The sequence below is a fragment of the uncultured Arthrobacter sp. genome (genome assembly GCF_947493765.1).
Lineage (GTDB): Bacteria > Actinomycetota > Actinomycetes > Actinomycetales > Micrococcaceae > Arthrobacter_D.
Genome location: NZ_CANLSZ010000003.1, coordinates 403,530 through 425,897, shown reverse-complemented (window position 1 = coordinate 425,897; position 22,368 = coordinate 403,530). Strand labels below are relative to the sequence as shown.

The window sequence follows — 22,368 nt, the reverse complement described above, 5'->3', positions numbered from 1 at the left end:
CAGGAACAAGGGCTGCGTCGATCGAGAGCCGATGTCGGACCCGGAAACCAGGAGCCGATGTATACACCGAAGGGCTCATCGCCTCCGTGGTCGACCGGCACCGTGCGTGATACTGTGCCTCAACATCACGCGCACCGAAGGGCGATCATGGCTGCTGCAGGGAACGATTCGGACGACTTTGCAGGGAACGATGTCTCCACCCCGGCCCACTACCGGCGCCTGCACGCGCGGAGCATCGCGGACCCGGACCACTTCTGGCTCTCGGCGGCCGCCGCCGTCGACTGGTCCACCGAGCCCACCCGCGCACTCGACAGCTCGTCGGCGCCCTTCCACCACTGGTTCCCGGACGGCCACCTGAACACGAGCCACAACGCGCTGGACCGCCACGTGGACGCCGGACGGGGGGACCAGGCGGCCCTGGTCTACGACTCCGCGATGCTGGGCGTCCGCCGCACGTACACCTACGCCGAACTGCGGGACGAGGTGGCCGTCTTCGCCGGGGTGCTCGCGGAGCTCGGGGTGGGCACGGGCGACCGTGTGCTGATCTACCTGCCGATGATCCCGGAGGCCGTCATCGCCATGCTCGCCACGGCCCGCCTCGGGGCCATCCACTCCGTGGTCTTCGGCGGTTTCGCCCCGGCCGAGCTCGCCGCGAGGATCAGGGACGCCCGCCCCGGCGCCGTGGTGACCGCCTCGGGAGGGCTCGAGCCCGGTCGCCACGTCGAGTACCTGCCGGCCGTCCACGAGGCCCTGGTGCTCGCCGGCAGCCCGGGGATCCCCGTGGTCTCGAAGGCCCGCGAGGGCTTCCAGCACGACGTCGCCGGCTATGCCGGAGGGGAAAGCCGCTGGGTGGACTGGGACGAGGCCGTCTCCCGGGCACGGGCCGTCCCGCCGGTGGACGTGGCGGCGACGGACCCGCTCTACATCCTCTACACCTCCGGCACCACCGGCTCTCCCAAGGGTGTGGTGCGGGACAACGGCGGCCACGCCGTCGCCCTGACATGGACCATGCAGGCCGTCTTCGGGATCGGCCCGGGTGACGTCATGCTCACGGCGTCCGACGTGGGCTGGGTGGTGGGCCACTCCTACATCGTCTACGGGCCGCTGCTGGCGGGCGCCACCACCGTGCTCTACGAGGGCAAGCCCGTGGGCACGCCCGATGCCGGGGCGTTCGGCCGGCTGATCGAGCAGCACCGGGTCAAGGCACTCTTCACCGCCCCGACCGCGCTGCGGGCCGTGCGCCGCGTGGATCCCGAGGCGGAGCTCATCCGCAGCCACGATCTCTCCTCCCTGACCACGCTGTTCTCCGCCGGTGAGCGGCTCGACACGGGCACCTCCGCCTGGATCGGGGAGGTGCTCGGCGTGCCCGTGGTGGACAACTGGTGGCAGACGGAGACGGGCTGGCCCATCTGCGCCAATCCGCGGGGGCTGGCGGACCTGCCCCTGAAGCCCGGCTCACCCTCGCTGCCCTCCCCGGGCTACGACGTCGTGATCCTCGATCACGAGGGCAACCCTGTGCCGGCCGGGACGGAAGGCAGTATCGCCCTGCGGCTTCCCCTTCCTCCCGGCACCCTCACCACGCTCTGGGGCAGCGACGACAGATTCCGCGACTCCTACCTGAGCGCCTTCGAGGGCTACTACACCAGCGGCGATTCGGGCTATGTGGACGACGACGGCTACGTCTTCGTGATGGGCCGGACCGACGACGTCATCAACGTGGCCGGCCACCGCCTCTCCACGGGGGCCATCGAACAGGTGCTCGCACAGCATCCCGCCGTGGCGGAGTGCGCCGTCCTCGGTCTCCAGGACCCGCTGAAGGGCCAGCGGGCCAGCGGGTACGTGGTCCTGAAGGCGGGTCTGGCACCCGATCACGACACCCTCGTGGCTGAGCTCGTGCAGCTCGTCCGGAGCACCATCGGCCCCGTCGCCGACTTCCGGTCCGTCGTCGTGGTCGAGGCGCTGCCCAAGACCCGCTCCGGGAAGATCCTGCGCAAGACCATGCGGCAGATGGCCGCGGGGGAGGAGCTCGTGGTGCCGTCCACCATCGAGGACGCCTCGGTCCTCGAGGCGCTCGAGCCCCTGCTGCGTCCGGGAGCGGCCCCGTAGGGCTGGCCGAGAACTCCGGTTCCTGGCGTCGCAGGAGCCCACCCTCGACCTCAGGCTGAGGCTGAGGGCTCGCCGTGGAGCACAGGCTCCCTTCACGGGCGCCGCCCCCGGCGTTGTACCGTTGACCATGAGAACCGCTGCTCGGATCCGTTCGATCGAGTGGCCCGCACCGATTCTGATGGAAGCGTGGACAAATTCGTGAGTAGTGAACAGGGTTCCACAACTCTGCCCAGCGCAGGAGACGCGGAGCTCGGCCCCACCGGCCGGCCCGTCACGGAGTTCCCTGAACCGGTCGCCCTCGACTCGCACGGCCCGGCGCGGGTCATCGCCATGGTGAACCAGAAGGGCGGCGTCGGCAAGACCACCTCGACCATCAACCTCGGCGCGGCGCTCGCCGAAGCGGGTCGAAAGATCCTGCTGGTCGACTTCGATCCGCAGGGAGCCCTGTCCGCGGGCCTCGGCACCAACCCCCACGAGCTCGACGTCACGGTCTACAACGTCCTGATGGACCGCAAGGTCTCCATCCAGGACGCCATCCAGCACACCGCCGTCGAGAACATCGACCTGCTGCCGGCCAACATCGACCTGTCCGCCGCGGAGGTCCAGCTCGTCAACGAGGTGGCGCGCGAGCAGGTGCTCGACCGCGCGCTGCGCAAGGTGGCGGACGACTACGACGTGATCCTCATCGACTGCCAGCCCTCGCTCGGCCTGCTGACGGTCAACGCGCTGACGGCGGCGCACGGCGTCATCATCCCGCTGATCTGCGAATTCTTCGCCCTGCGGGCCGTGGCACTGCTCGTGGAGACCATCGAGAAGGTCCAGGACCGCCTGAACCCCCGGCTGCAGATCGACGGCGTGCTGGCCACGATGTACGACGCGCGGACGCTCCACAGCCGTGAGGTCATCGCGCGCCTGGTCGAGGCCTTCGGCGACAAGGTCTTCGAGACAGTCATCAAGCGCACCATCAAGTTCGCCGATGCCACGGTCGCCGCCGAACCCATCACCTCCTACGCGGCGAACCACAGCGGCGCCGATGCGTACCGCCAGCTGGCGAAGGAGCTCATCAGCCGGGGTGGAGCACCCTAGTGCCCTCGGACGCCGGGTCCCTCCGGGAGCGATAGGTGGCGCACGGCAGCGTGCAGGACGTCGGTAAAGAATCCGGCGGGCAATCCGGCGGGGACCTGGCGTCCGCGTCGGACGGTGCGCGGGCCCCGGGGCCGACGACGGCGCCCTCCGTCTTCGCGGTGCAGCTGACGAACTTCAGCGGTCCCTTCGATCTGCTCCTCACCCTGATCTCGCGCCGCGAGCTCGACGTCACCGAGATAGCCCTCGCCGAGGTCACGGACGAGTTCATCGCCCACATCCGGCACCTCCAGGCCGTCGAGGGACAGTGGAAGCTCGACGAGGCCAGCGAGTTCCTGGTGGTGGCGGCCACGCTGCTGGATCTGAAGGCCGCGAAACTCCTGCCTGCCGGAACCGGCGTCGTCGAGGACGAGGGCGACATCGCGCTGCTGGAGGCACGGGACCTGCTGTTCGCACGGCTCCTGCAGTACCGGGCGTTCAAGGAGATGGCCCGGGAGCTCTTCCACCGCCTCGAGGAGGAGGCCGAACGCCATCCACGGGACGCGCCGCCGGAACCGGAGGTGCTCGCCCTGCTGCCCGAGCTGCGCTGGCGGTCCACTGCGCAGGACTTCGCCGCCCTCGCGGCGCGCGTGCTCGCCCCGCGCGGGGAGGAACCGGCCGTGGTGGAGACCGGGCACCTCGTCTCGGCGCAGGTGAGCATCGGGGAGCAGTCCGCGGTCCTGGCCGAGCTCCTGCAGCTCAACGGGGCCATGACCTTCGGGCAGCTGACCCGCGACGGCAGCTCCGCAGCGGTACTGGTGGCGCGGTTCCTCGCGCTGCTGGATCTCTTCCGCGACGGCTCCGTCTCCTTCGACCAGGCCGCGCCCCTGGCGGAACTCCGGGTGTCCTGGAGGACCGACGATGCGTGATGCGTCCGCGCCCGCGGAGGAGCCGGGCGGGACGGCCGCCCTCGAGGATCTGCCCGGCGGACTGAAGGGTGCCATCGAGGCGATCCTCATGGTGGCCGACCAGCCGGTCACCGAGGCACGGCTCTCCCTCGTCCTGGAGCGTCCCCAGGAGCAGGTGCAGGACGCCCTCGTGGAACTGCAGCGCGAGTACGACGGCTATACTGGTGCAGACTCCCCAGTGATCGGACCGGCGGTTCCGCGCGGGTTCGAACTCCGGAGCATCGCCGGCGGGTGGCGCATCTTCTCCCGACAGCATTTCTCCTCCGTCGTCGCCGACTTCGTCCTCGATGGCCGGTCCGCCCGGCTCTCGCAGGCGGCACTCGAGACACTGGCGGTCATCGCTTACCGTCAGCCCGTGTCCCGTGCCAGGGTCTCCGCGATCAGGGGCGTCGCCGTGGACTCCGTGGTGCGAACGCTCGTGCAGCGCGGATTGGTGGTCGAGCTGGACGCCGATCCGGTGAGCGGCGCGGCCCGCTACGGGACCACCGCACTCTTCCTGGAGCGGGTGGGTCTGGGCAGCGTGGACGAACTGCCGCGCATCGCACCCCACCTCCCGGGGCTCGAGAGCCTCGGGGAGTACGACGACATGACGTTCTGAGCACGATCTACACGAAGGATTTCCCCATGACACAGCAGCCAGGATCCGGTTCCGGACGCAAGCCGCCTCGCAGCGGCGACTCCGCCGGACGCCCCGCTGAGCGTCGGACGTCCGCCCCGCGCGGCGGCTCCGCGAGGGGCGGCGAGCGCGATGCCTCCAGCTTCTCCGGCGGAACGCGTGACGGTGGACGTGCCGGTGGACGTGACAGTGGACGTGACGGTGGCCTGTCGGGTGAGGGGCGCCCGGAGCGCGGTCGTCCTGCCGGTGGACGTGACAGCGGACGTGATAGCGGCCGCGATGGTGGACGTGACGGTGGACGTGACGGTGGCCGGTCGGGTGAGGGGCGCCCGGAGCGCGGTCGCCCCGAGGGGAACCGCTCGGGCAGTGGCCGCGACGGCGGACGTTCCTCGGCGGGGAAGCCGTTCCAGGAGCGCACCCGCTCGTCCGATGCCCGGTCGTCCGATGCCCGGTCGTCCAGCGGCCGTCCGTCAGCCGCAGGTGCTGATCGCCGTGGGTCCGCCGACGGCCGCGCGCGCTCTGCGTCGGGGCGCCCGTCCGCAGGAACGCCGTCGGGCCGCTTCGCGTCCGGCGGTGGGAAGACCGGCCGTCCAGGGTCCGGAGAGAAGCGGGCAGGGCGTCCAGCCGGTGCCGCCGGTCGTCAGAAGCCGGCCGGCCCCAAGGCCTTCGGCCGTGAGCGCTTCGGCCAGAATCTCGGCCCGGTGCGTCCGGCGAAGCCCTCGCGCACAAGCCGGCCCGCCGACGAGATCGACGTGCACAATCCCGAGGGCGTGAGGCTCCAGAAGGTCATGGCCCTCGCCGGCGTGGCCTCACGACGGGTCTGCGAGGAGATGATCCTCGACGGCCGCGTGGAGGTGGACGGCACGGTGGTGACCGAGCTCGGCGTACGCGTGGATCCCGAGCAGGTGGCCATCCACGTGGACGGCATCCGCCTGCAGCTCAACGAGCACCTGAAGTACTACGTCTTCAACAAGCCGCGCGGGGTGATCTCCACGATGGACGACCCGGAGGGCCGGCGCTGCATCAGCGACTTCCTGAAGAACCGGGACAAGAGCGAGCGCCTCTTCCACGTGGGACGCCTCGACGCCGAGACCGAGGGACTGCTGCTGCTGACCAACGACGGCGAGCTGACCAACCGGCTGACACACCCCTCCTACGAGGTCCCCAAGACCTACCTCGTGCAGGTGCGGGGCCCCATGGCGCAGGGCATCGGCGCGCAGATGAAGGAGGGCATCGAGCTCGAGGACGGCCTGGCGCAGGTGGACTCCTTCAAGCTCGTCGACTCCACCCCCGGCCACGTCCTCGTGGAGGTCATCCTCCACTCGGGCCGCAATCGCGTGGTGCGGCGCCTCTTCGATGCCGTGGGGCACCCCGTGGAACGACTCGTCCGCACGCAGGAGGGTCCCATCCGCGTGGGCGACCAGCGCCAGGGCAGCATCCGCGTGCTCGGGCGCCAGGAGGTCGGGCACCTCATGGCATCGGTGGGCCTCTAGCCCATGGACGTGCGCACGGAGCAGGGAACACATCTCCTCGGACCCGTTCTCGTGGTGGGAGCAGGTCTCCTCGGAGCGAGCATCGGACTGGGGCTGCGGAACCGCGGCCTCGACGTCGTCCTGTCCGACAGTTCCCCCTCCACCGAGGCCGTGGCGCGGGACATCGGTGCGGGACGGCTCCTCGTGGAGGCCGTCGGCGACGGGGAGCAGCTGAGCCCCGAACTCGTCGTCGTGGCCACGCCGCCGGATGTGACGGCGCGCGTGGTCGCCGACGCGCTGCTGGCCTACCCGGACGCCGTCGTCGTGGACATCTGCAGCGTCAAGGAGGCCATCCTCGCCGAGCTCGCCGCCCTGCCCGGTGTCGCAGCCGAGCTGCCCCGCTACGTCGGGACGCACCCGATGGCGGGCCGCGAGAAGTCGGGACCGGTCGCCGCGCGTGCAGAGCTGTTCACCGGCGCCCCGTGGGTGCTGTGCGCCCACGCCGCGAGTACCCCCGAGGCCGTGCTGCGCGCGGAGTCGCTCGCCGTCGATCTCGGCGCCGTGCCCGCCCGCATGAGCGTCGAGGAGCACGACGAGGCCGTGGCCCTGATCTCGCACCTGCCGCAGGTGGTCTCCTCGCTCGTGGCCAGCAGGCTCCAGGACTCACCGGTGCAGGCCCTGGCGCTGGCCGGCAACGGTCTGCGGGACGTCACGCGCATCGCCGCGAGTGATCCGCGCCTGTGGGTGCAGATCTTCTCGGCGAACGCCGGGCGCCTCGTCGACATCCTCTACGGGGTGCGCGAGGATCTCGACCGGCTCATCCACACGCTCGAGGAGCCCGCCGCCGGGGGAGCGCGCCTCGACATGGCGCAGCTGATCTCGGAGGGGAACGCGGGCCAGGCACGCGTTCCCGGCAAGCACGGTGCCCCGCCGAATTCGTTCGCGCGCCTCACGGTGCTCGTGGACGACGTCCCGGGCCAGATCGCGAAGCTCCTCACGGAGATCGGAAACATCGGCATCAATGTCGAGGACTTCCGCCTCGAGCATTCCCCCGGGCGCCAGGTGGGCCTGGCCGAACTCTCGGTCCTGCCGGGCAGGCGCCACGAACTGACGGAGTCCCTGACCCAGCGGGGCTGGAAGGTAGTGCAGTGAACACCACATCGACAGGGACCCCTATCCCCGCGGACACCGACGCCCACGCCGGGTTCCGCATCGGCAAGCCGCTCGTCGTGGCCATCGACGGTCCCTCCGGATCGGGCAAGTCCAGTGTCAGCCGGGAGGTGGCGCGCCGCCTCCGGGCCGCGTACCTGGACACCGGTGCCATGTACCGGGCGGTCACGCTGCACTGCATGACGACGGGAGTGGACCTGACGGACAGTCCGGCGGTCGAGTCGGCCGCGCGCTCCATCGACCTCGAGATCAGCACCAGCCCCGACCAGGAGTCGGTGCTGGTCGCCGGCATCGACGTCACCGCCGCGATCCGCGAACCCGGGGTCTCCTCGGCCGTGAGCGCCGTCGCCACCACCATGGGGGCGAGAGCCGAGCTGATCCGTCGCCAGCGGGCCCTCATCGCAGGCGCTTCGCACCGCATCGTGGCCGAGGGCCGGGACATCACCACCGTCGTCGCACCGGATGCCCAGGTGCGGATCCTGCTCACCGCCACCGAGGAGGCCCGCCTGCGGCGCCGCGGCGACCAGCTCGGCGGCACGCAGTCCGAGGCGCAGCTCAAGCGGCAGGTCACCGAGCGCGACGCGAAGGACTCCACGGTCGTCGACTTCCAGCAGGCCGCCGACGGCGTCGTCACGCTGGACTCCTCCGAGCTGGACCTCGAGCAGACCGTGACGGCGGTCCTCGGGATCGTCCTCGCCGTGGCGAACTAGGCCGAGCACAGCCCGGGCCCGGTCCCGGACCCACCAGAATTACCGTCGGGAGACGGTGAACACCAACCGAAGGACAGTGTGATGAGCGAGAACCTTTCGCCGAACGCCCCGGGCAGCGCCCCGGGAGCCGACGAGGAGTACGAGCCGACCGGCGAGGACCAGGTCAGTGAGGTGCTCGAGACCCTCGACGACGCCGAGGCCGAGCAGCGGGCCGCCTCGCTGCGCGCCGGTCTCGAGGACTACGAGCTCGACGACGAGGACGCCTACCTCCTCGCACGGGAGAACGAGGACTACGACGACGAGGACGAGGGCCGCCTCAATCCCGTCCTGGCCATCGTCGGACGGCCCAACGTGGGCAAGTCCACACTCGTGAACCGCATCCTCGGGCGCCGCGAGGCCGTCGTCGAGGACACCCCCGGCGTCACACGCGACCGCGTCTCCTACCCGGCGCAGTGGACCGGGCGGAACTTCACCCTCGTGGACACGGGCGGCTGGGAGCAGGACGCGAAGGGCATCAACGCCCGCGTGGCCGACCAGGCGGAGATCGCCGTCGACATGGCCGACGCCGTACTGCTCGTGGTCGACGCGACGGTCGGCGCCACGGCCACCGACGAGGCCGTGGTGCGCATGCTGCGCCGCAAGAACAAGCCCGTGATCGTCGTCGCCAACAAGGTGGACGACATCCAGAACGAGGCGGACGCCTCGGTGCTGTGGGGCCTGGGCTTCGGTCAGCCCTGGCCGGTTTCCGCCCTGCACGGACGCGGGACGGCCGACATGCTGGACCGCGTGCTCGAGGTGCTGCCCGAGTTCTCCCAGCACGGGGGCATCGAGCGCTCCGGCGGGCCCAGGAGGGTGGCCCTGATCGGCCGCCCCAACGTGGGCAAGTCCTCCCTGCTGAACAAGCTGGCGGGCTCCGACCGCGTCGTCGTCGACCCCCTGGCCGGGACCACGCGTGATCCCGTGGACGAGATGATCGAGCTCGGTGGCCGTACCTGGCGCTTCGTGGACACCGCCGGCATCCGCCGCCGCGTGCACATGCAGCAGGGCGCCGACTTCTACGCCTCGCTCCGCACCCAGTCCGCCCTGGAGAAGGCCGAGGTGGCCGTGGTGCTCCTCGCCGTGGACGAGGTGCTCAGCGAGCAGGACGTGCGCATCCTGAACATGGCCATCGAAGCCGGCCGGGCGATCGTGCTCGCGTTCAACAAGTGGGACCTGCTCGACGACGAGCGCCGCCGGTACCTGGAGCGGGAGATCGAGCAGGATCTGGCGCACGTGGAGTGGGCGCCGCGCGTCAACATCTCGGCGCTCACCGGGTGGCACAAGGACCGGCTGGTGCCGGCGCTCGACGTCGCCCTCGAGTCCTGGGACCGGCGCATCCCCACCGGGCGCCTCAATGCGTTCCTGGGCGAGCTCGTCGCCGCTCATCCGCACCCGGTGCGCGGCGGCAAGCAGCCGAGGATCCTCTTCGGCACGCAGGCCTCGAGCCGGCCGCCGAAGTTCGTCCTGTTCACCACCGGCTTCCTTGACCCGGGCTACCGCCGCTTCATCACGCGCCGCCTGCGCGAGACCTTCGGCTTCGAGGGCACGCCCATCGAGGTCAGCATGAGGGTGCGCGAGAAGCGCAGCCGCAAGCGCTGACGGCCTCCCGCGGTGCCGCTCCACCCCGGGAATGATGTAATGTTGTGCGAGTGGTTCGGCCCGCTGAGCGGGTCGGCCGGGATGTGGCGCAGCTTGGTAGCGCACTTGACTGGGGGTCAAGGGGTCGCAGGTTCAAATCCTGTCATCCCGACGGATGAAAGCCTGTGTCAGAGCCTTATTAGGTTCTGACAGGGGCTTTTTTCTTGCCCTCGATCAGGGCCGGTGTGTGCACCGTGTGTGCACTGGCCCCGCGGGCGGGCACGAGCGCGGAGGCGTTCTCCGCGGCGTTCGGCTGGCCGACCCAATAAGGTGCCGTAGATGTCGCTGGTGATCGACAGGGACGAGTGCCCGAGCCGCTTGGAAATGACGGCGATATCCGCGCCCGAGGCGATCATCAGGAAGGCGTGCTAGTGGCGGGAGCCGTGGAAGGTGAGCCTCGGGAGGCCAGCGAGGACGCTGAGCTTCGCCGTCTACCACGACCAGTCCATGTCGGGGTGGAGTCAGGAGTCTTACCGGCTTCGCGAAGACGTCAGTCCCGAGCACCCCGAGTTCTTCTCCTTCCCTGCCGCTCCCGCACACGCTCGGCGGGCGACAGGAGTTTAAGGACTTCGCTCAATCCTTCGTCTACAAGTGGAGAACCACGTGCTCTTCACGCCCTACGCCGGAAAGTACATGGGCACGTACATCGTGTCGGAGATGCGTAACCTGACGGACGCCGTCGACGAGGTGATCGCCGCGGAGCTTGGCTTCACGGACCTTCTGCCGGCACTCGAGCACGCCTACGCCTGCACCTATAAGTCGACTGGAAATCGGCCAGGAACCCTTCGCCGTGACCCGTTCGCGAATCAGCTGTACGGCAAACACAGCCAGATTCGACACGCCCAGAGTAAAACTAGGTACGCAATCTACTGACCCCGTGTAGTCTGGCCTCATGACCGCAGAAGATGACGCTCTCTCCGCGCTTCAGAGCTCCGAGCTGCTCAATGTCCTGAAGTGGGGTGCGCCAGTGGGGTTCGCTGCGACCGATCAGTTGTATGACGAGGACCAGGGGCATGACCAGGGCGTCGTCGGCTACCTCAACTTCAAGCACTTGAAAGACCTCATTGACCGTGCAACGTCGAACGGTCGGTTCAAGCTGGGTGAGGGGCTTGAGGGTCTTGGTGGGGATGTCCTTGAGCGCGGCATCACGCCGGAGGCGTTCGAGGCGATGCCAAACCTCCCAACCGACGCGGTGATCCGCCGGGACTACAAGCAGTCCCCGGGCTGGGCGATCGAGGGCTTCCGGGTGCTGCTGCAGTCGTATCCGTTTGGCAAGGTCGACAACGTCAAGTGGGGGCAGCGCAGCACAGCGAAAAAAAGGGTGGCGGATCAGTTCTTCGACGATGGCAACGCGCTGTTCTCGCCTGAGGACTTCGGTCTAGAGACAATCCCGGGCATCCCGGACGACGATGACTTCGAGGGTGTCACCTTGATCGCGGCGCACGCCTTCAACCCGATCACCAAGCAGTTCGAGCTTTACATCGGCCAGAGCAAGAACCCTGAACACGCCGACGACTCCTGCTGGCATTGGAAGAAGCTGCTGCTCTCCGGTGGCACTTTGACGGGCGGCATGGGTTTGCCGGTCACGCCGCGGATGCCGAGCGGTGGTGCGTCGACGGATGTCGAGGACTTGCCGGTGCGGATCAAGCGGACTAGTGCGGGCGAAGGGACGGGCGCAGCGAATGGTTGAGGTGCGTCGGCCGTCCCAGACGCTCGCCGCGGCAGCTTCGTTCTTCAACGGTGAGCGCCTCACTATGGCCCGTCAGCTGAAGGGACTTAAAAAGTCCCATCTGGCGGCGCGCATTGAGATGTCGCCGGCGTCGGTGACGGCATGGGAAAGCGGCGCCAAGCAGCCCAACCGTGCAACGGTGGCGAAATTGGCGCTAGCGCTTCACGTCGAGCCGCAGTTTTTCGGGGGAGGAGCTCCACCCAAGACGAACAAGCCGCATTTCCGGTCTCTCCGATCCACACCGCAGATCGCGCAGGATGAGGCGGAGGCGTACGGGCGGTTCGTCGCGGAGATCGCCGGGATGCTTGAGAATGCGGTCGAGTTTCCAGAGGCCTTGCTGCCGGATCTCCCCGTGGATCCTGACGAGCGCTCGATGACACCGGAGGAGGCCGCGCGGGAAGCACGAGAGTTCTTCGACGTCGGACCTGGTTCTGTGCAGCACGTGGTGCGACTCATCGAGCGCAATGGCGTCGTCGTCGTGTTCAGCGAGCCGGGTGTGGCCTCGATTGACGCCTACTCTCTGCACTCGGCGACTAGGCCGATTATCGTGCTGAACCCGGTGAAGGACGACTACTACCGACAGCGCTTCGACGCTGCTCATGAGCTCGGCCACCTGGTCATGCATCACGACGCAGAGCCCGGCGGGAAGGTTGCAGAGGAGCAGGCCAATAGGTTTGCATCAGAGTTCTTGATGCCAGCTGAGGAGATCGCGCCGTCCTTACCTGCGTCCACCGCGGGTAAGGCCTGGGCGCAGCTTGCCGAGCTCAAGGAGTACTGGGGAGTTAGCCTCGCGGCGCTGTTGTACCGCGCTCGTGCGCTCGGGATCATGAGTGACGTCTCGTACCGTAATGCGGTCATCCGCATGTCGCAGAACGGCTGGCGGCGCGCGGAACCCGGCCGAATCTCCTCCCTGGAGATGCCTTCAATGCTGCCGCGCGCACGCGAAGTGCTGCGCGAAGTGGGCGTCGACGAGGAGTCCTTCCTCGCTGGCTCTGGACTGCCACTCGGGCTGTATGAGATTGCGGCCTCGAGGGTGCCGGTCGCCGGAGTCAAGTCGTGAGGTTCTCGGAGGCGTTCGGTATCGAGCGCATCGCCGAGGATGACTGGTTTGATTCGCATCTGAAGGTTGATACCAAGCTGTTCATCGACCCGCTGTTGCTCCTTGAGTCCGGGGGTGTCTGGGCGGCGGCGCATGACGAGCTGATCGCCCACTTCGTGCACTGCTATGGCCTCGTTGCAAAGGCAACGAGCTCTAGATCAGTCTCCGCACAAGCCGCCCGCCGACTCCTGACGTTCCCTGAACCATTCGAACTGGGTCTGGGGTACACGGCAGCCGGCACACGGGGTTCTGGCTCCGGAGATCGTTTCGCTGCGCGAATGGCGGACGGGATTGCTGTCGCCATCGCAGCGGGGCTCACCCAGCCGGAGCACATCGAAGAGATCGGCATCCTGAACGAAGGTATCGGCGCCGATCGAATCTCGGACGCTACTGCCAACGTCATCAAGAGGCGACTGATCGCGTACACGCAGGAAGTTGCGCGCCGACACAATGTGCCCTTGGCGATGCACAAGGTCCGGCATGCCCGCGTCTCGCTTGACGCCGCAAGGTGGCACGACGAGGAAGTTGAGCTACCAACGAACCCCATGACTCAACGGCCCATCATTCTGGTTCCGAAGTTCATCCTTGGTGGGCTTCCGACGCTGAACTCCGACGACTGGTTCGACTCACATTTCAACGATGACTTCCGCCTTTCGTTGAATCTCAAGGTGGGTCAGGCTGTATCGAAGTCGAGCATCGTGGCCTTCGCCCGTCAACGACCCGAACGAGTTCGGGAGTGGGCACGTGCCCAGACCAGCCGCGAAGACCTCATGGGCTACGACTTTGGAGCCGATCCGCTCGGCGTCGTCCAATGGGACCGCGAGCCCGCGCGTTTCGCAGCGGATCATCCCTTGCCAGCGCGGGTCATAGCCACCGCAAAGGAGCTGGCGGAGCTCGTGGCGGAAGTCGTCGACCAATTCCGTCACTTCGTTGAGGAACAGCGCGGATGGAGTCTGCTCTGGAACGACGATGGGTCGGAGAAGCCTGAAGGAGCCATCCAGCTCCTGCTCCTTGGCCTCGCACAGCCCTATTTACGTCAGTTTGATGTCGAGCTCGATCGGGAGGTGGAGCTCGGGCGTGGCCCGGTCGATTTCAAGGCGTCATCCGGGACGTCAGCGCGGCTGCTCATCGAGGTGAAGAAGCTTCACAACGGCAAGTTCTGGAACGGGCTTTGGCACCAGCTCCCGAGTTATTTAAACTCGGACGGAGCGAACGAGGGTTGGCTCATCGCTGTCCAGTACCGCAGCAACCGCGCTGCGGTTGGGCGCCTGAAGGCACTTCCTGCCGAGGCCGCTGCAGTGGCTCACGCTACCGGCACATCACTGCACTACTCGTCAGTGGACGCTCGTCGTCCTCTGTCCGCTTCAAAGATCGAGAGCGGCGCCTCGACGGCGACGTCGGGAGGTGGAGAGCAGTCATGAGCGGCTTGAGCGTGGCGGACAAAGTACTGCTTGAATCGGTGCTCGGCATGTCGGGTGGCTACGTACTCGACTTCAGCAATGAGTCGTTTGCTGCGATCTTCCACGATCTGGGGATCGACGTCTACGACGCCGAGCGTTATCCGGGGTTCGGCGATTCGAAGGCGAACCGCCTGCGCGCCCTCTGGCGAAGCGGCACTAAGGATGAAGTGTCCAGGTCGCTGAACGCGCTCATCGAGTACATCGATGCTAAGCGCCTGAATGGCTATGAAGTCAACGGCGCGAGCATGGAGCGGATGCGCGCCGTGGCCGATGGCCTGGCAAAGCCGGCCGGCGCCGCCGGTGCTTCGCCGTCGAGCGTGAGCTTCACGACAGAGGCCACCGTCACGAACAACAAGATCCAGATCGAGATCCACGCAGACATTTACGCCCACATCAGTCGCTACCTTGCGACCGAGGACTACTTCCACGCGGTCGAAGAGTCTTACAAGGTGGTGCGGGAGGCACTCAGGGAGAAGACCGGGAGCGAGAAGGCGACGGACGCGTTCAAACCCGAGAACCTGCCAGCTCTCTTTGGGCACGAACCAGCAGGCCAGGCCGAGAAGGACTTTTTCGATGGCGTCAAGTATCTCAATATGGCCATACAGTTCCTTCGCAACGAAAAGTCCCACACGCTCGCGACATCGATCGAGCGGAACCTCGCGCTCCACTACATCTCGCTCGCGAGCCTGTCCTATGATCTCATCACCCGGTACGTCAGCGACGAGCTGATCACGCAGGTCGAGGATTTGATCGCCGCCGAGCGGCGCACATACTCAGCGACGCGGTTCTACCGCCTGTTCGAAGGCGGGCGATGGCTCAACACAATCACGCTGCCGAATGAACTCTTGTCCCCGTCGGTGCGTCGGGTTCTCAAGGAAAAGTGGTTGAGGGACGCTGACTTCACACGCAGCTTCGACCACAGCAACATCGTCCTGATGCGCCTCCAAGTGGTCGCCGATGCACTCAGCAAGGACGACGTGGATGCACTTCTAGAGCTGCCGACCGTCGACAGCAATGGGTATAGCCAAGAGGCTGGTACGACGACATTTCTTGAATTCATGAGGCAGGAGCACCCAGAAACGATCTCCGCGAAGGCGGAGGCGCGCATCGCTGCGGAGCAGTAGCGCGCACCTGAGGCGCATCTGTGGCACCGTGCGACCACGGTGTCATGCACTCTTCGCCTTTACCGGCTCACGGAGGAGGACTCCAGCTTTCAGGAGGGCTACGCGCATCGTCTCCTGTTTTACATCGAGCTGCTTCGCGACCTGCGACAGCGAGCGGCCGGATTCGTAGAGCCGCGTGGCTTCGCTCTCCTGCTCGGGCGTCAGTGGCTGTCGACGCACGACGACGTTCTTTTCCTAAAGGATGCCGACGATCGTCGACTTCGCGACGCCGTAGTCCTTCGCCAGCTGTGTCGTAGTGTCTCCCGCATCGTAACGGTGTGCCACTTCGATGCGCTGATCGTCGCTGGGGCGGTTCCACACGTTCTTCACGCGGGGTTGGAACTTGCGTTCAGAGTCCCCGATAGAGCCCGAAATCTCGTGGATGTGACCCGCCGAAACAGAGGTCGTTCATTTATTGGAACAGAGGTCGATGATGTCGACCGTTGAAAGCCCTCGTGGGAGTTGGTTCGAGCTTCCGCGGGGGCTTTTTTCGTCCCCACGATCAGGGCCGGGTGTGTGCACTTGTTTCCGGCTCTAGCCTTTACACAGCCGCCGGACGCACCTTATCTTCGGAACAGATCGACCAGCCGCGCCTGCGGCGCACTCGTGAACTCGCGCAGGGAGGCGCCCGTGAAGATCTCGGCCACGGCACAAGGATTGGCGGGGATCTGCGCAGCGGCCCTCGTGCTCACCGGCTGCACGTCCTCGGGGGAGGAGACCGCCGACGAGGGCATCACCTTCTGGGTCCAGGAGGACCTCCCGGACCGCGTCGCGGCGACGCAGGAGATCGTGGACGCGTTCACCGAGGAGACGGGTACCCAGGTGGAGGTGGTCCCGGTCGCCGAGGACCAGTTCAGCCAGCTCATCACCTCGGCCGCCGCGGCGGGCGACCTGCCGGACGTCATCGCCGGCATCTCCCTGCCCCAGGTGCGCACCCTCTCGGCCAACGAGCTCGTGGACACAGACGCCGTGGGCGCCGTCATCGAGACCCTCGATCCCTCGACGTTCTCCGAGAACGCGCTCGAGCTCACCTCCGACGGCGACACCCGCCTCGCCGTCCCCAGCGAGTCCTGGACGCAGATGCTGTTCTACCGGACGGATCTCTTCGAGGCGGCCGGCCTGGACGCCCCCGACTCCTACGAGTCCATCCTGGAGGCGGCGGAGACGCTGGACACGGACGAGGTCGCCGGGTTCACCGGGGCCACCGCGCCGGGCGACGCCTTCACCGAGCAGACCTTCGAGCAGATAGCCCTCGGCAACGATTGCCAACTGGTCGACGACGGCGGCGAGGTGCAGCTCGCCTCGGACCAGTGCGTCGCCGCGTTCGAGTTCTACGGCGACCTCGTCACGAACTACTCGGTCCCGGGCGCCCAGGACGTCGACACCACGCGTGCCACCTACTTCGCCGGCGACGCGGCCATGTTCATCTGGTCCAGCTTCGCGCTCGACGAACTCGCCGGGCTCCGCGAGGACGCCAAGCCCTCCTGCCCGGAGTGCGCGGACGACCCGGCTTTCCTCGCGCAGAACACCGGCGTGGTCACCTCGATCGCCGGTCCGGACTCCGACGCCCCCGCCCAGTTCGGTGAGATCACCTCCTGGACCATCACGGACGGCGCCAACACCGAGGCCTCGCAGTCGTTCGTCGAGTACATGATGGGCGACGGCTACGAGCCGTGGATCGGGATCGCCCCCGAGGGCAAGGTCCCCGTCCGCACCGGCACGCCCGACGAGCCCACGCGGTTCTCGGACGTCTGGGCCACCCTGCCCGCCGGCGTCGACACCCGCGCCCCGCTCTCCGACTTCTACGCGCCGGAGGTGCTCGACGCCGTCGCGGAGGGCCCCGAGAATCTCGCACGGTGGGGGATCACCCAGGGCCAGGGCGATCTGCTCGGCGCGCTCCAGGGCGAGCTGCCCGTGTCGACGGCGGTCAGCGACGTCGCGCAGGGCGGCGACCCCGGCGCCGCCGCCGAGACGGCGGCCGAGGCGGTGCGCGCGGTCCAGGCGTCCCTGCAGTGACCGCGACCGCCGGGCAGGTCGGGCTGACCGGCCCGCCCCCCACGGACCCCGGAAGGCGCCCGCGCCGGAAGGGCCGGGCACCCCGATCGGCGAGGAGCCGGGAGGCGAACCGCGCCGGACTGCTGCTCATCTCGCCGACGCTCCTCATCGTCACCGTCGCGGTGGTGCTGCCCATCCTCTGGGCGGTCGCGCTCGCGTTCCAGCGGGTGCGGCTCATCAACGTCCGCGGAACCGGGGTCATCGGCGAGTACACGCTGGCGAACTTCACGAACGTCCTGACCTCGCCCGGGTCCTTCGGCGCCCTGGGAACCACCGTGGTGTACTCCGTCTGCGGTACGGCGCTGGCCATCGGGATCGGCCTGATCGCCGCGCTCGCCCTGCGCACGCCGTTCCGCGGACGCGGCGCCATCCGCGCGGCGCTGCTGCTGCCCTACATCGCGCCGGTGGTCGCCGCGACCTTCGTCTGGTCCACGATGCTCAACCCGCAGTTCGGGGTGGTCAACTGGTTCGGCACGGAGGTCCTCGGGTGGGAGGCGCCAATCGCGTTCCTCTCCCAGCGCTCGCTCCCCGTCTCCGTCCTCGGGATGCAGGTGGAGATCCCCATCGCCCTCGTGACGGTGATCCTGTTCGAGGCCTGGCGCTCGTTCCCGTTCGCCTTCCTCTTCCTCACCGCGAGACTGGCGGCGGTGCCCGACGTGCTTGACGAGGCCGCGCGCATCGACGGCGCCACCCCGACGCAGCGCTTCCGGCACATCCTCCTGCCGCAGCTCCTGCCCACCATCGCCGTGCTGAGCGTGCTGCGCTTCATCTGGACGTTCAACAACTTCGACGACATCTATCTGCTCACCGGGGGCGGCGCCGGCACGGAGGTCGTCGCGGTGCGTGTCTTCGACTACCTCACGGCGCGGGGCGACATCGGCGCGGCTTCGGCCCAGGCCCTCCTGCTCGCGGCGGTCCTCGCCGTGCTCGTGACGCTCTACCTGAAGCTGTTCGGCCGTCAGGAGGAGTCGTCATGAGCTCCACCGCGAACGCCCGCCGGACGTCCGGCGGGACTTCCGGCGACGCCACCCGCCGGGGCTTCAACCGCGACCGCTTCGAGACCGGGCTGTTCCGCGTCCTGCGGCCGGTCGTCGTCGTGCTGCTCCTCCTCGTGGCCCTCCTGCCCTTCTACTACATGATCCTGCTCAGCTTCCGGAGCCTGGATTCGCTGCTGCAGAACCCCGGTGCTCTGTGGATCTCGATCGACGAGGTGGACCTCGGTACCTACCGCGACGTGCTGGCGCCCGTGGCGGCTGGCGGTCAGGGCTTCGTCGCCTTTCTGCGGAACTCGCTGCTCGTCGCACTCGGCACGGTCGCTATGACGCTGCTCGTCACCATCCCCGGCTCCTACGCTGTCAGCCGCCTGCAGTTCTTCGGCCGGAGGCAAGTGTCCGGACTGTTCCTCGCGGTCTATTTCTTCCCGAGCGTGCTACTCGCCGTCCCGCTGTTCGTCCTGTTCACGCAGCTCGGTCTGCGGGGCTCGCTCGTGGGGCTCGTCCTCGTCTACGTTTCCCAGGTCGCCGCCGTCTCCATCTACACTCTGCGCAACTACTTCGCCACGGTCCCGGTAGCGCTGGAGGAGGCCGCCTCGATCGACGGCGCCTCGCGCCTGCAGATCCTGCGGCGGATCAGCCTGCCGCTGGCGATGCCCGCGGTCGTCTCCAACGGCCTGTTCATCTTCATGATCGCCTGGAACGAGTTCCTCTTCGCGCTGCTCCTGCTCGTGGAACGGCGCGACGCGTGGACCGTCTCCCTCGGCCTCTCGCAGCTCTCCGGGAGCATCGAGGTGCCCACCACGGTGCTCATGGCGGGTTCCGTGATCCTGACCCTGCCCATCGTCGTGCTGTTCTTCGCGGCGGAGCGCCTGCTCACCGGGGGCCTGACCGCGGGCGCCGAGAAGGGTTGATCCCGGGCCCGTGAGCGGCACTCCTCACACGCCGCTGAGAGGCGCGTCACCCTGGTGACGGTTATGCCTATACTCGATCAATACCCGTCCCCGGTGGCCGCCTCGAGCGGGCACTGCACCCCGCGCGTTCGAAAGGCAGCCATGAGCAACGTTCCCGAAGGCCTCTACTACACGGCGGAGCACGAGTGGATCAGTGAGCCCACGGACGAGGGCACGGTCCGCGTGGGCATCACCGACTTCGCCCAGGACGCCCTGGGCGACGTGGTCTACGTCCAGATGCCCGAGGCGGGTGCCGACGTCACCGGCGCCGACGTCATCGGGGAGGTCGAGTCGACCAAGAGCGTCAGCGACATCTACGCCCCCGTCACGGGCGAGATCGTCTCGCGCAACGAGGCGCTCGACGACGACCCGTCCCTCATCAACACCGACCCCTACGGCGAGGGCTGGCTCTTCGAGATCAAGGTCTCCGATCCGGCCCTCGTGAAGGAACTCCTGAGTCCGGACGTGTACGCCCAACAGGTAGGCTAGGTCTACCCTGCGCCGGCCGCAGGGATGGCCGGGTCGACGGTGACCCGGCGTTCAGCGCAGCAGGGCAGGAGAGATCGATGGTACCCACCGAGAACCCACCCGTGAACAAGGAGGAGCCGACCATGACGTCTCCTGAGACAAGGTCGTTCGGCCTGCCGCAGCAGGATCCCACCAGCCAGTTCGAGCGACCGGACGTCCCCGGCGGACTCGATCGGAATCTCACGCGCGAGGAACAGGCCTCCGTGGCCGCGCTGCCCGCGGGATCCGCTCTGCTGATCGCCCACACCGGACCGAACGCCGGAGCACGCTTCCTCCTCGACGAGGACGTCACCAGCGCCGGCCGGCATCCCAATGCGGACATCTTCCTCGACGACGTCACCGTCTCGCGTCAGCACGCCGAGTTCCGTCGGAGCGAGAACGGCTTCACGGTGGTCGACACACGCAGCCTCAACGGCACGTACGTGAGCAACGACCGCGTGGACAGCGCCGACCTGCGGAACGGCGACGAGGTCCAGATCGGCAAGTTCAGACTCACCTTCTACGCCGCCCGCAGCACCACCCCCCAGGCGGCACAGCACCCGTCAGCGCAGGTCTAGCCCGCTCCATGCCTGCTTCCCATCTCCGTCGACCCGCCGACGCCGTCACGGGACACCCCGGCGGGGGGGTGTCCATCGGCGAGGTCCTGCGCGGCCTCGCCGAGGACTTCCCCCGGGTCTCGGCGTCGAAGATCCGCTTCCTCGAGGAAAAAGGGCTCATCTCACCGCAGCGCACCCGGGCCGGGTACCGCAAGTACACGGTGCACGACGTCGAGCGCCTCCGTTTCGTCCTCAGCCTGCAGCGGGACCAGTACCTCCCGCTCAAGGTCATCAAGGACTACCTCGACGCGATCGACCGTGGCGAGCGCCCGGAGTCCCTGCCCGGTGGCCTGACCCTCGCACCGCGCGTCGTCTCCGACCAGCTCTCGCGCGAACTGAGCGCCCGCTCGCGGAGCATGAGCGCCGAGACGCTGGCCGCGGAGGCAGGAGCGCCGCTGCGCCTCATCGACGACCTCGTCAGCTTCGGTCTGATCTCCGCCGTCGAGAACCGCTTCGACGAGCACGCCCTGAAGGTGGCCACGGCGTGCCTGCAGCTGGAGGCCCACGGCATCGAACCCCGGCACCTGAGGCCGTTCCGCGCCGCCGCCGACCGCGAGCTCGGGCTCGTGGAACGCGCCGTCGCCCCCGCTGCCTCGCGCCGGGACGTCGCCTCGAAGGCGCGGGCCGCCGAGACCGCGCGCGAGATCAGCGAGCTGTGCCTCGACCTCCACGGCGCCCTCGTGCACGGGCACATCGCCCGCATGGACAGTTAGGCGGTACCCGGTGATCGAAGTGGAAGTGGTGGGCGTGCGGATCGAACTGCCGTCGAACCAGCCCCTGGTCCTCCTGCGCGAGAGTGCGGGGGAGCGTCACCTGCCCATCTGGATCGGAGCGCCGGAGGCCAGCGCCATCGCGTTCGTCCAGCAGGGCATCGTCCCCCCGCGGCCCATGACGCATGATCTGCTGGTCGACGTCGTCACGGCGGCGGGCCGGAGCATCCGGGAAGTGCGCATCATCTCGGTCGAGGACACGGTCTACCACGCGCAGCTCGTGCTCGACGACGGCGTGACCGTCGGCTCCCGGGCCTCCGACGCCCTCGCGGTCGCACTGCGCGTTCCGTGCCCCGTCTACTGCGCCGACGAGGTGCTCGCGATCGCCGGGGTGGAGATCGCGGAGGCGGAGGACGACGAGGACGGCGCCGGGAGCGGCACGGGGGAGACCGCCGAGAACGAGGTCCAGCAGTTCCGTGAGTTCCTGGCCGACGTCGAACCCGAGGACTTCGAACGCTGACCCGACAGACACCCGGCACGACACGATCGGGGTGCAGGAGCAGCATCTTTGACCTGACCCCTCCGGCGATCTACCGTCAAGACATACAGTTCCCATTGCCTGCACGATGGACCCCGTGCACACTTGAGGGCACGCCCCGAGTGTGCGCGCAGCGAGCAATACCAGCGGGAATTCTTCGAGGAGGCAACGCGTGAGTCCGAAGGGTGAGGCCGGCGGGGCAACCAGCCCGGTAGGCGCAGCGCTGCCGGCGAACGCCCAGGGGCTGCTCTTCACCGAGGATCTTCCCGAGCTCGACGAACAGGCCGGCTATCGCGGCCCCACGGCCTGCAAGGCGGCGGGCATCACCTATCGGCAACTCGACTACTGGGCGCGCACCGGCCTCGTGGAGCCGGCGGTCCGCGGAGCATCGGGCTCGGGGACGCACCGCCTCTACGGATTCCGCGACATCCTCGTGCTCAAGGTGGTCAAGCGACTGCTCGACACCGGGGTGTCCCTCCAGCAGATCCGCACCGCGGTGGGGCACCTGCGCGAACGTGGCGTCGAGGACCTCGCGCAGATCACCCTGATGAGCGACGGGGCGAGCGTGTACGAATGCACCTCGGCCGACGAGGTCATCGATCTGGTGCAGGGCGGTCAGGGCGTCTTCGGCATCGCCGTCGGGCGCGTGTGGCGCGAGGTGGAGGGCACACTCGCCGCCCTGCCGAGCGAGCACTCGGCGCAGGACTTCCCCGGCGACGAGCTGGGCGAGCGCCGCGCCACCCGCAGGATCAGCTGACGCGACC

General features: G+C 68.1%; 20 protein-coding genes, 1 tRNA gene and 1 pseudogene. All 22 read left to right on the top strand.

The genetic code is table 11. From position 1 onward, the window contains the following. Positions 1-147 precede the first annotated feature (147 nt). Positions 148-2,106, top strand: coding sequence for an AMP-binding protein (locus Q0747_RS07070; protein ID WP_298253003.1), 1,959 nt, complete (start codon positions 148-150; stop codon positions 2,104-2,106). Positions 2,107-2,304: 198 nt separating this feature from the next. Then, a complete protein-coding gene (locus tag Q0747_RS07065; RefSeq protein ID WP_298253001.1) occupies positions 2,305-3,192 on the top strand; it encodes a ParA family protein in 888 nt (295 codons plus the stop codon). Positions 3,193-3,227: 35 nt separating this feature from the next. Beyond that, a complete protein-coding gene (locus tag Q0747_RS07060) occupies positions 3,228-4,097 on the top strand; it encodes a ScpA family protein (RefSeq protein ID WP_298252999.1) in 870 nt (289 codons plus the stop codon). Next, complete coding sequence (gene scpB / locus Q0747_RS07055; protein WP_298252997.1) at positions 4,090-4,734, top strand: SMC-Scp complex subunit ScpB; 645 nt, start codon at positions 4,090-4,092, stop codon at positions 4,732-4,734. Before Q0747_RS07060 ends, scpB begins: the two co-directional genes overlap by 8 nt. 656 nt (positions 4,735-5,390) lie before the next feature. Continuing rightward, a pseudogene (locus Q0747_RS07050) lies at positions 5,391-6,245 on the top strand (pseudouridine synthase); the annotation flags it as partial. A gap of 3 nt (positions 6,246-6,248) precedes the next feature. Continuing rightward, positions 6,249-7,376: a prephenate dehydrogenase gene (locus Q0747_RS07045; protein WP_298252995.1), complete on the top strand. Its 1,128-nt coding sequence runs from the start codon at positions 6,249-6,251 to the stop codon at positions 7,374-7,376. Between the two features lie 23 nt (positions 7,377-7,399). Beyond that, a complete protein-coding gene (gene cmk / locus Q0747_RS07040) occupies positions 7,400-8,104 on the top strand; it encodes a (d)CMP kinase (RefSeq protein WP_298253073.1) in 705 nt (234 codons plus the stop codon). Between the two features lie 81 nt (positions 8,105-8,185). Then, positions 8,186-9,742 carry a ribosome biogenesis GTPase Der gene (gene der, locus Q0747_RS07035; RefSeq protein WP_298252993.1) on the top strand — a complete coding sequence of 519 codons (1,557 nt, stop codon included), beginning with the start codon at positions 8,186-8,188 and terminating at the stop codon, positions 9,740-9,742. 77 nt (positions 9,743-9,819) lie between these two features. Beyond that, positions 9,820-9,893 (top strand) — tRNA-Pro (locus Q0747_RS07030). Between the two features lie 491 nt (positions 9,894-10,384). Next, entirely contained in the window at positions 10,385-10,654 is a 270-nt protein-coding gene (locus Q0747_RS07025; RefSeq protein WP_298252991.1) for a hypothetical protein, read from the top strand. 19 nt (positions 10,655-10,673) lie between these two features. Further along, positions 10,674-11,471, top strand: a complete 798-nt coding sequence (locus tag Q0747_RS07020; RefSeq protein ID WP_298252989.1) for a hypothetical protein — start codon at positions 10,674-10,676, stop codon at positions 11,469-11,471. After that, on the top strand, positions 11,464-12,570 hold the full coding sequence (locus Q0747_RS07015; protein WP_298252988.1) for an XRE family transcriptional regulator: 1,107 nt from the start codon (positions 11,464-11,466) through the stop codon (positions 12,568-12,570). The genes Q0747_RS07020 and Q0747_RS07015 overlap by 8 nt, the downstream gene beginning before the upstream one ends. Continuing rightward, positions 12,567-14,030 (top strand): hypothetical protein, encoded by a 1,464-nt coding sequence (locus Q0747_RS07010; RefSeq protein WP_298252987.1) that lies wholly within the window; start codon positions 12,567-12,569, stop codon positions 14,028-14,030. Before Q0747_RS07015 ends, Q0747_RS07010 begins: the two co-directional genes overlap by 4 nt. Further along, positions 14,027-15,193 carry a TIGR02391 family protein gene (locus Q0747_RS07005; protein ID WP_298252986.1) on the top strand — a complete coding sequence of 389 codons (1,167 nt, stop codon included), beginning with the start codon at positions 14,027-14,029 and terminating at the stop codon, positions 15,191-15,193. Before Q0747_RS07010 ends, Q0747_RS07005 begins: the two co-directional genes overlap by 4 nt. A gap of 669 nt (positions 15,194-15,862) precedes the next feature. Next, on the top strand, positions 15,863-17,248 hold the full coding sequence (locus Q0747_RS07000) for an ABC transporter substrate-binding protein (protein ID WP_298252985.1): 1,386 nt from the start codon (positions 15,863-15,865) through the stop codon (positions 17,246-17,248). Next, complete coding sequence (locus Q0747_RS06995) at positions 17,245-18,264, top strand: carbohydrate ABC transporter permease (protein ID WP_298252984.1); 1,020 nt, start codon at positions 17,245-17,247, stop codon at positions 18,262-18,264. Before Q0747_RS07000 ends, Q0747_RS06995 begins: the two co-directional genes overlap by 4 nt. Then, entirely contained in the window at positions 18,261-19,193 is a 933-nt protein-coding gene (locus Q0747_RS06990) for a carbohydrate ABC transporter permease (protein ID WP_298252983.1), read from the top strand. The genes Q0747_RS06995 and Q0747_RS06990 overlap by 4 nt, the downstream gene beginning before the upstream one ends. A gap of 141 nt (positions 19,194-19,334) precedes the next feature. Continuing rightward, positions 19,335-19,721, top strand: coding sequence for a glycine cleavage system protein GcvH (gene gcvH, locus Q0747_RS06985; RefSeq protein ID WP_298252982.1), 387 nt, complete (start codon positions 19,335-19,337; stop codon positions 19,719-19,721). 122 nt (positions 19,722-19,843) lie between these two features. Beyond that, positions 19,844-20,317 carry an FHA domain-containing protein gene (locus Q0747_RS06980; RefSeq protein ID WP_298252981.1) on the top strand — a complete coding sequence of 158 codons (474 nt, stop codon included), beginning with the start codon at positions 19,844-19,846 and terminating at the stop codon, positions 20,315-20,317. An 8-nt stretch (positions 20,318-20,325) separates the two neighbouring features. Continuing rightward, a complete protein-coding gene (locus tag Q0747_RS06975; RefSeq protein ID WP_298252980.1) occupies positions 20,326-21,069 on the top strand; it encodes a MerR family transcriptional regulator in 744 nt (247 codons plus the stop codon). Positions 21,070-21,079: 10 nt separating this feature from the next. Beyond that, positions 21,080-21,586 carry a bifunctional nuclease family protein gene (locus Q0747_RS06970; protein ID WP_298252979.1) on the top strand — a complete coding sequence of 169 codons (507 nt, stop codon included), beginning with the start codon at positions 21,080-21,082 and terminating at the stop codon, positions 21,584-21,586. A 190-nt stretch (positions 21,587-21,776) separates the two neighbouring features. Next, the gene (locus Q0747_RS06965) at positions 21,777-22,361 is read left to right on the top strand and encodes a MerR family transcriptional regulator (RefSeq protein WP_298252977.1); all 585 of its coding nucleotides are present in this window, start codon (positions 21,777-21,779) and stop codon (positions 22,359-22,361) included. Positions 22,362-22,368 lie beyond the last annotated feature (7 nt).

Excerpts from the sequence above, each read along its gene's own strand:
- Q0747_RS07070 (WP_298253003.1), top strand. The coding sequence starts at position 148 with ATGGCTGCTGCAGGGAACGATTCGGACGACTTTGCAGGGAACGATGTC.
- scpB (WP_298252997.1), top strand. The coding sequence starts at position 4,090 with ATGCGTGATGCGTCCGCGCCCGCGGAGGAGCCGGGCGGGACGGCCGCC.
- Q0747_RS07045 (WP_298252995.1), top strand. The coding sequence starts at position 6,249 with ATGGACGTGCGCACGGAGCAGGGAACACATCTCCTCGGACCCGTTCTC.
- der (WP_298252993.1), top strand. The coding sequence starts at position 8,186 with ATGAGCGAGAACCTTTCGCCGAACGCCCCGGGCAGCGCCCCGGGAGCC.
- Q0747_RS07020 (WP_298252989.1), top strand. The coding sequence starts at position 10,674 with ATGACCGCAGAAGATGACGCTCTCTCCGCGCTTCAGAGCTCCGAGCTG.
- Q0747_RS07015 (WP_298252988.1), top strand. The coding sequence starts at position 11,464 with ATGGTTGAGGTGCGTCGGCCGTCCCAGACGCTCGCCGCGGCAGCTTCG.
- Q0747_RS07005 (WP_298252986.1), top strand. The coding sequence starts at position 14,027 with ATGAGCGGCTTGAGCGTGGCGGACAAAGTACTGCTTGAATCGGTGCTC.
- Q0747_RS06990 (WP_298252983.1), top strand. The coding sequence starts at position 18,261 with ATGAGCTCCACCGCGAACGCCCGCCGGACGTCCGGCGGGACTTCCGGC.
- gcvH (WP_298252982.1), top strand. The coding sequence starts at position 19,335 with ATGAGCAACGTTCCCGAAGGCCTCTACTACACGGCGGAGCACGAGTGG.
- Q0747_RS06980 (WP_298252981.1), top strand. The coding sequence starts at position 19,844 with ATGACGTCTCCTGAGACAAGGTCGTTCGGCCTGCCGCAGCAGGATCCC.
- Q0747_RS06975 (WP_298252980.1), top strand. The coding sequence starts at position 20,326 with ATGCCTGCTTCCCATCTCCGTCGACCCGCCGACGCCGTCACGGGACAC.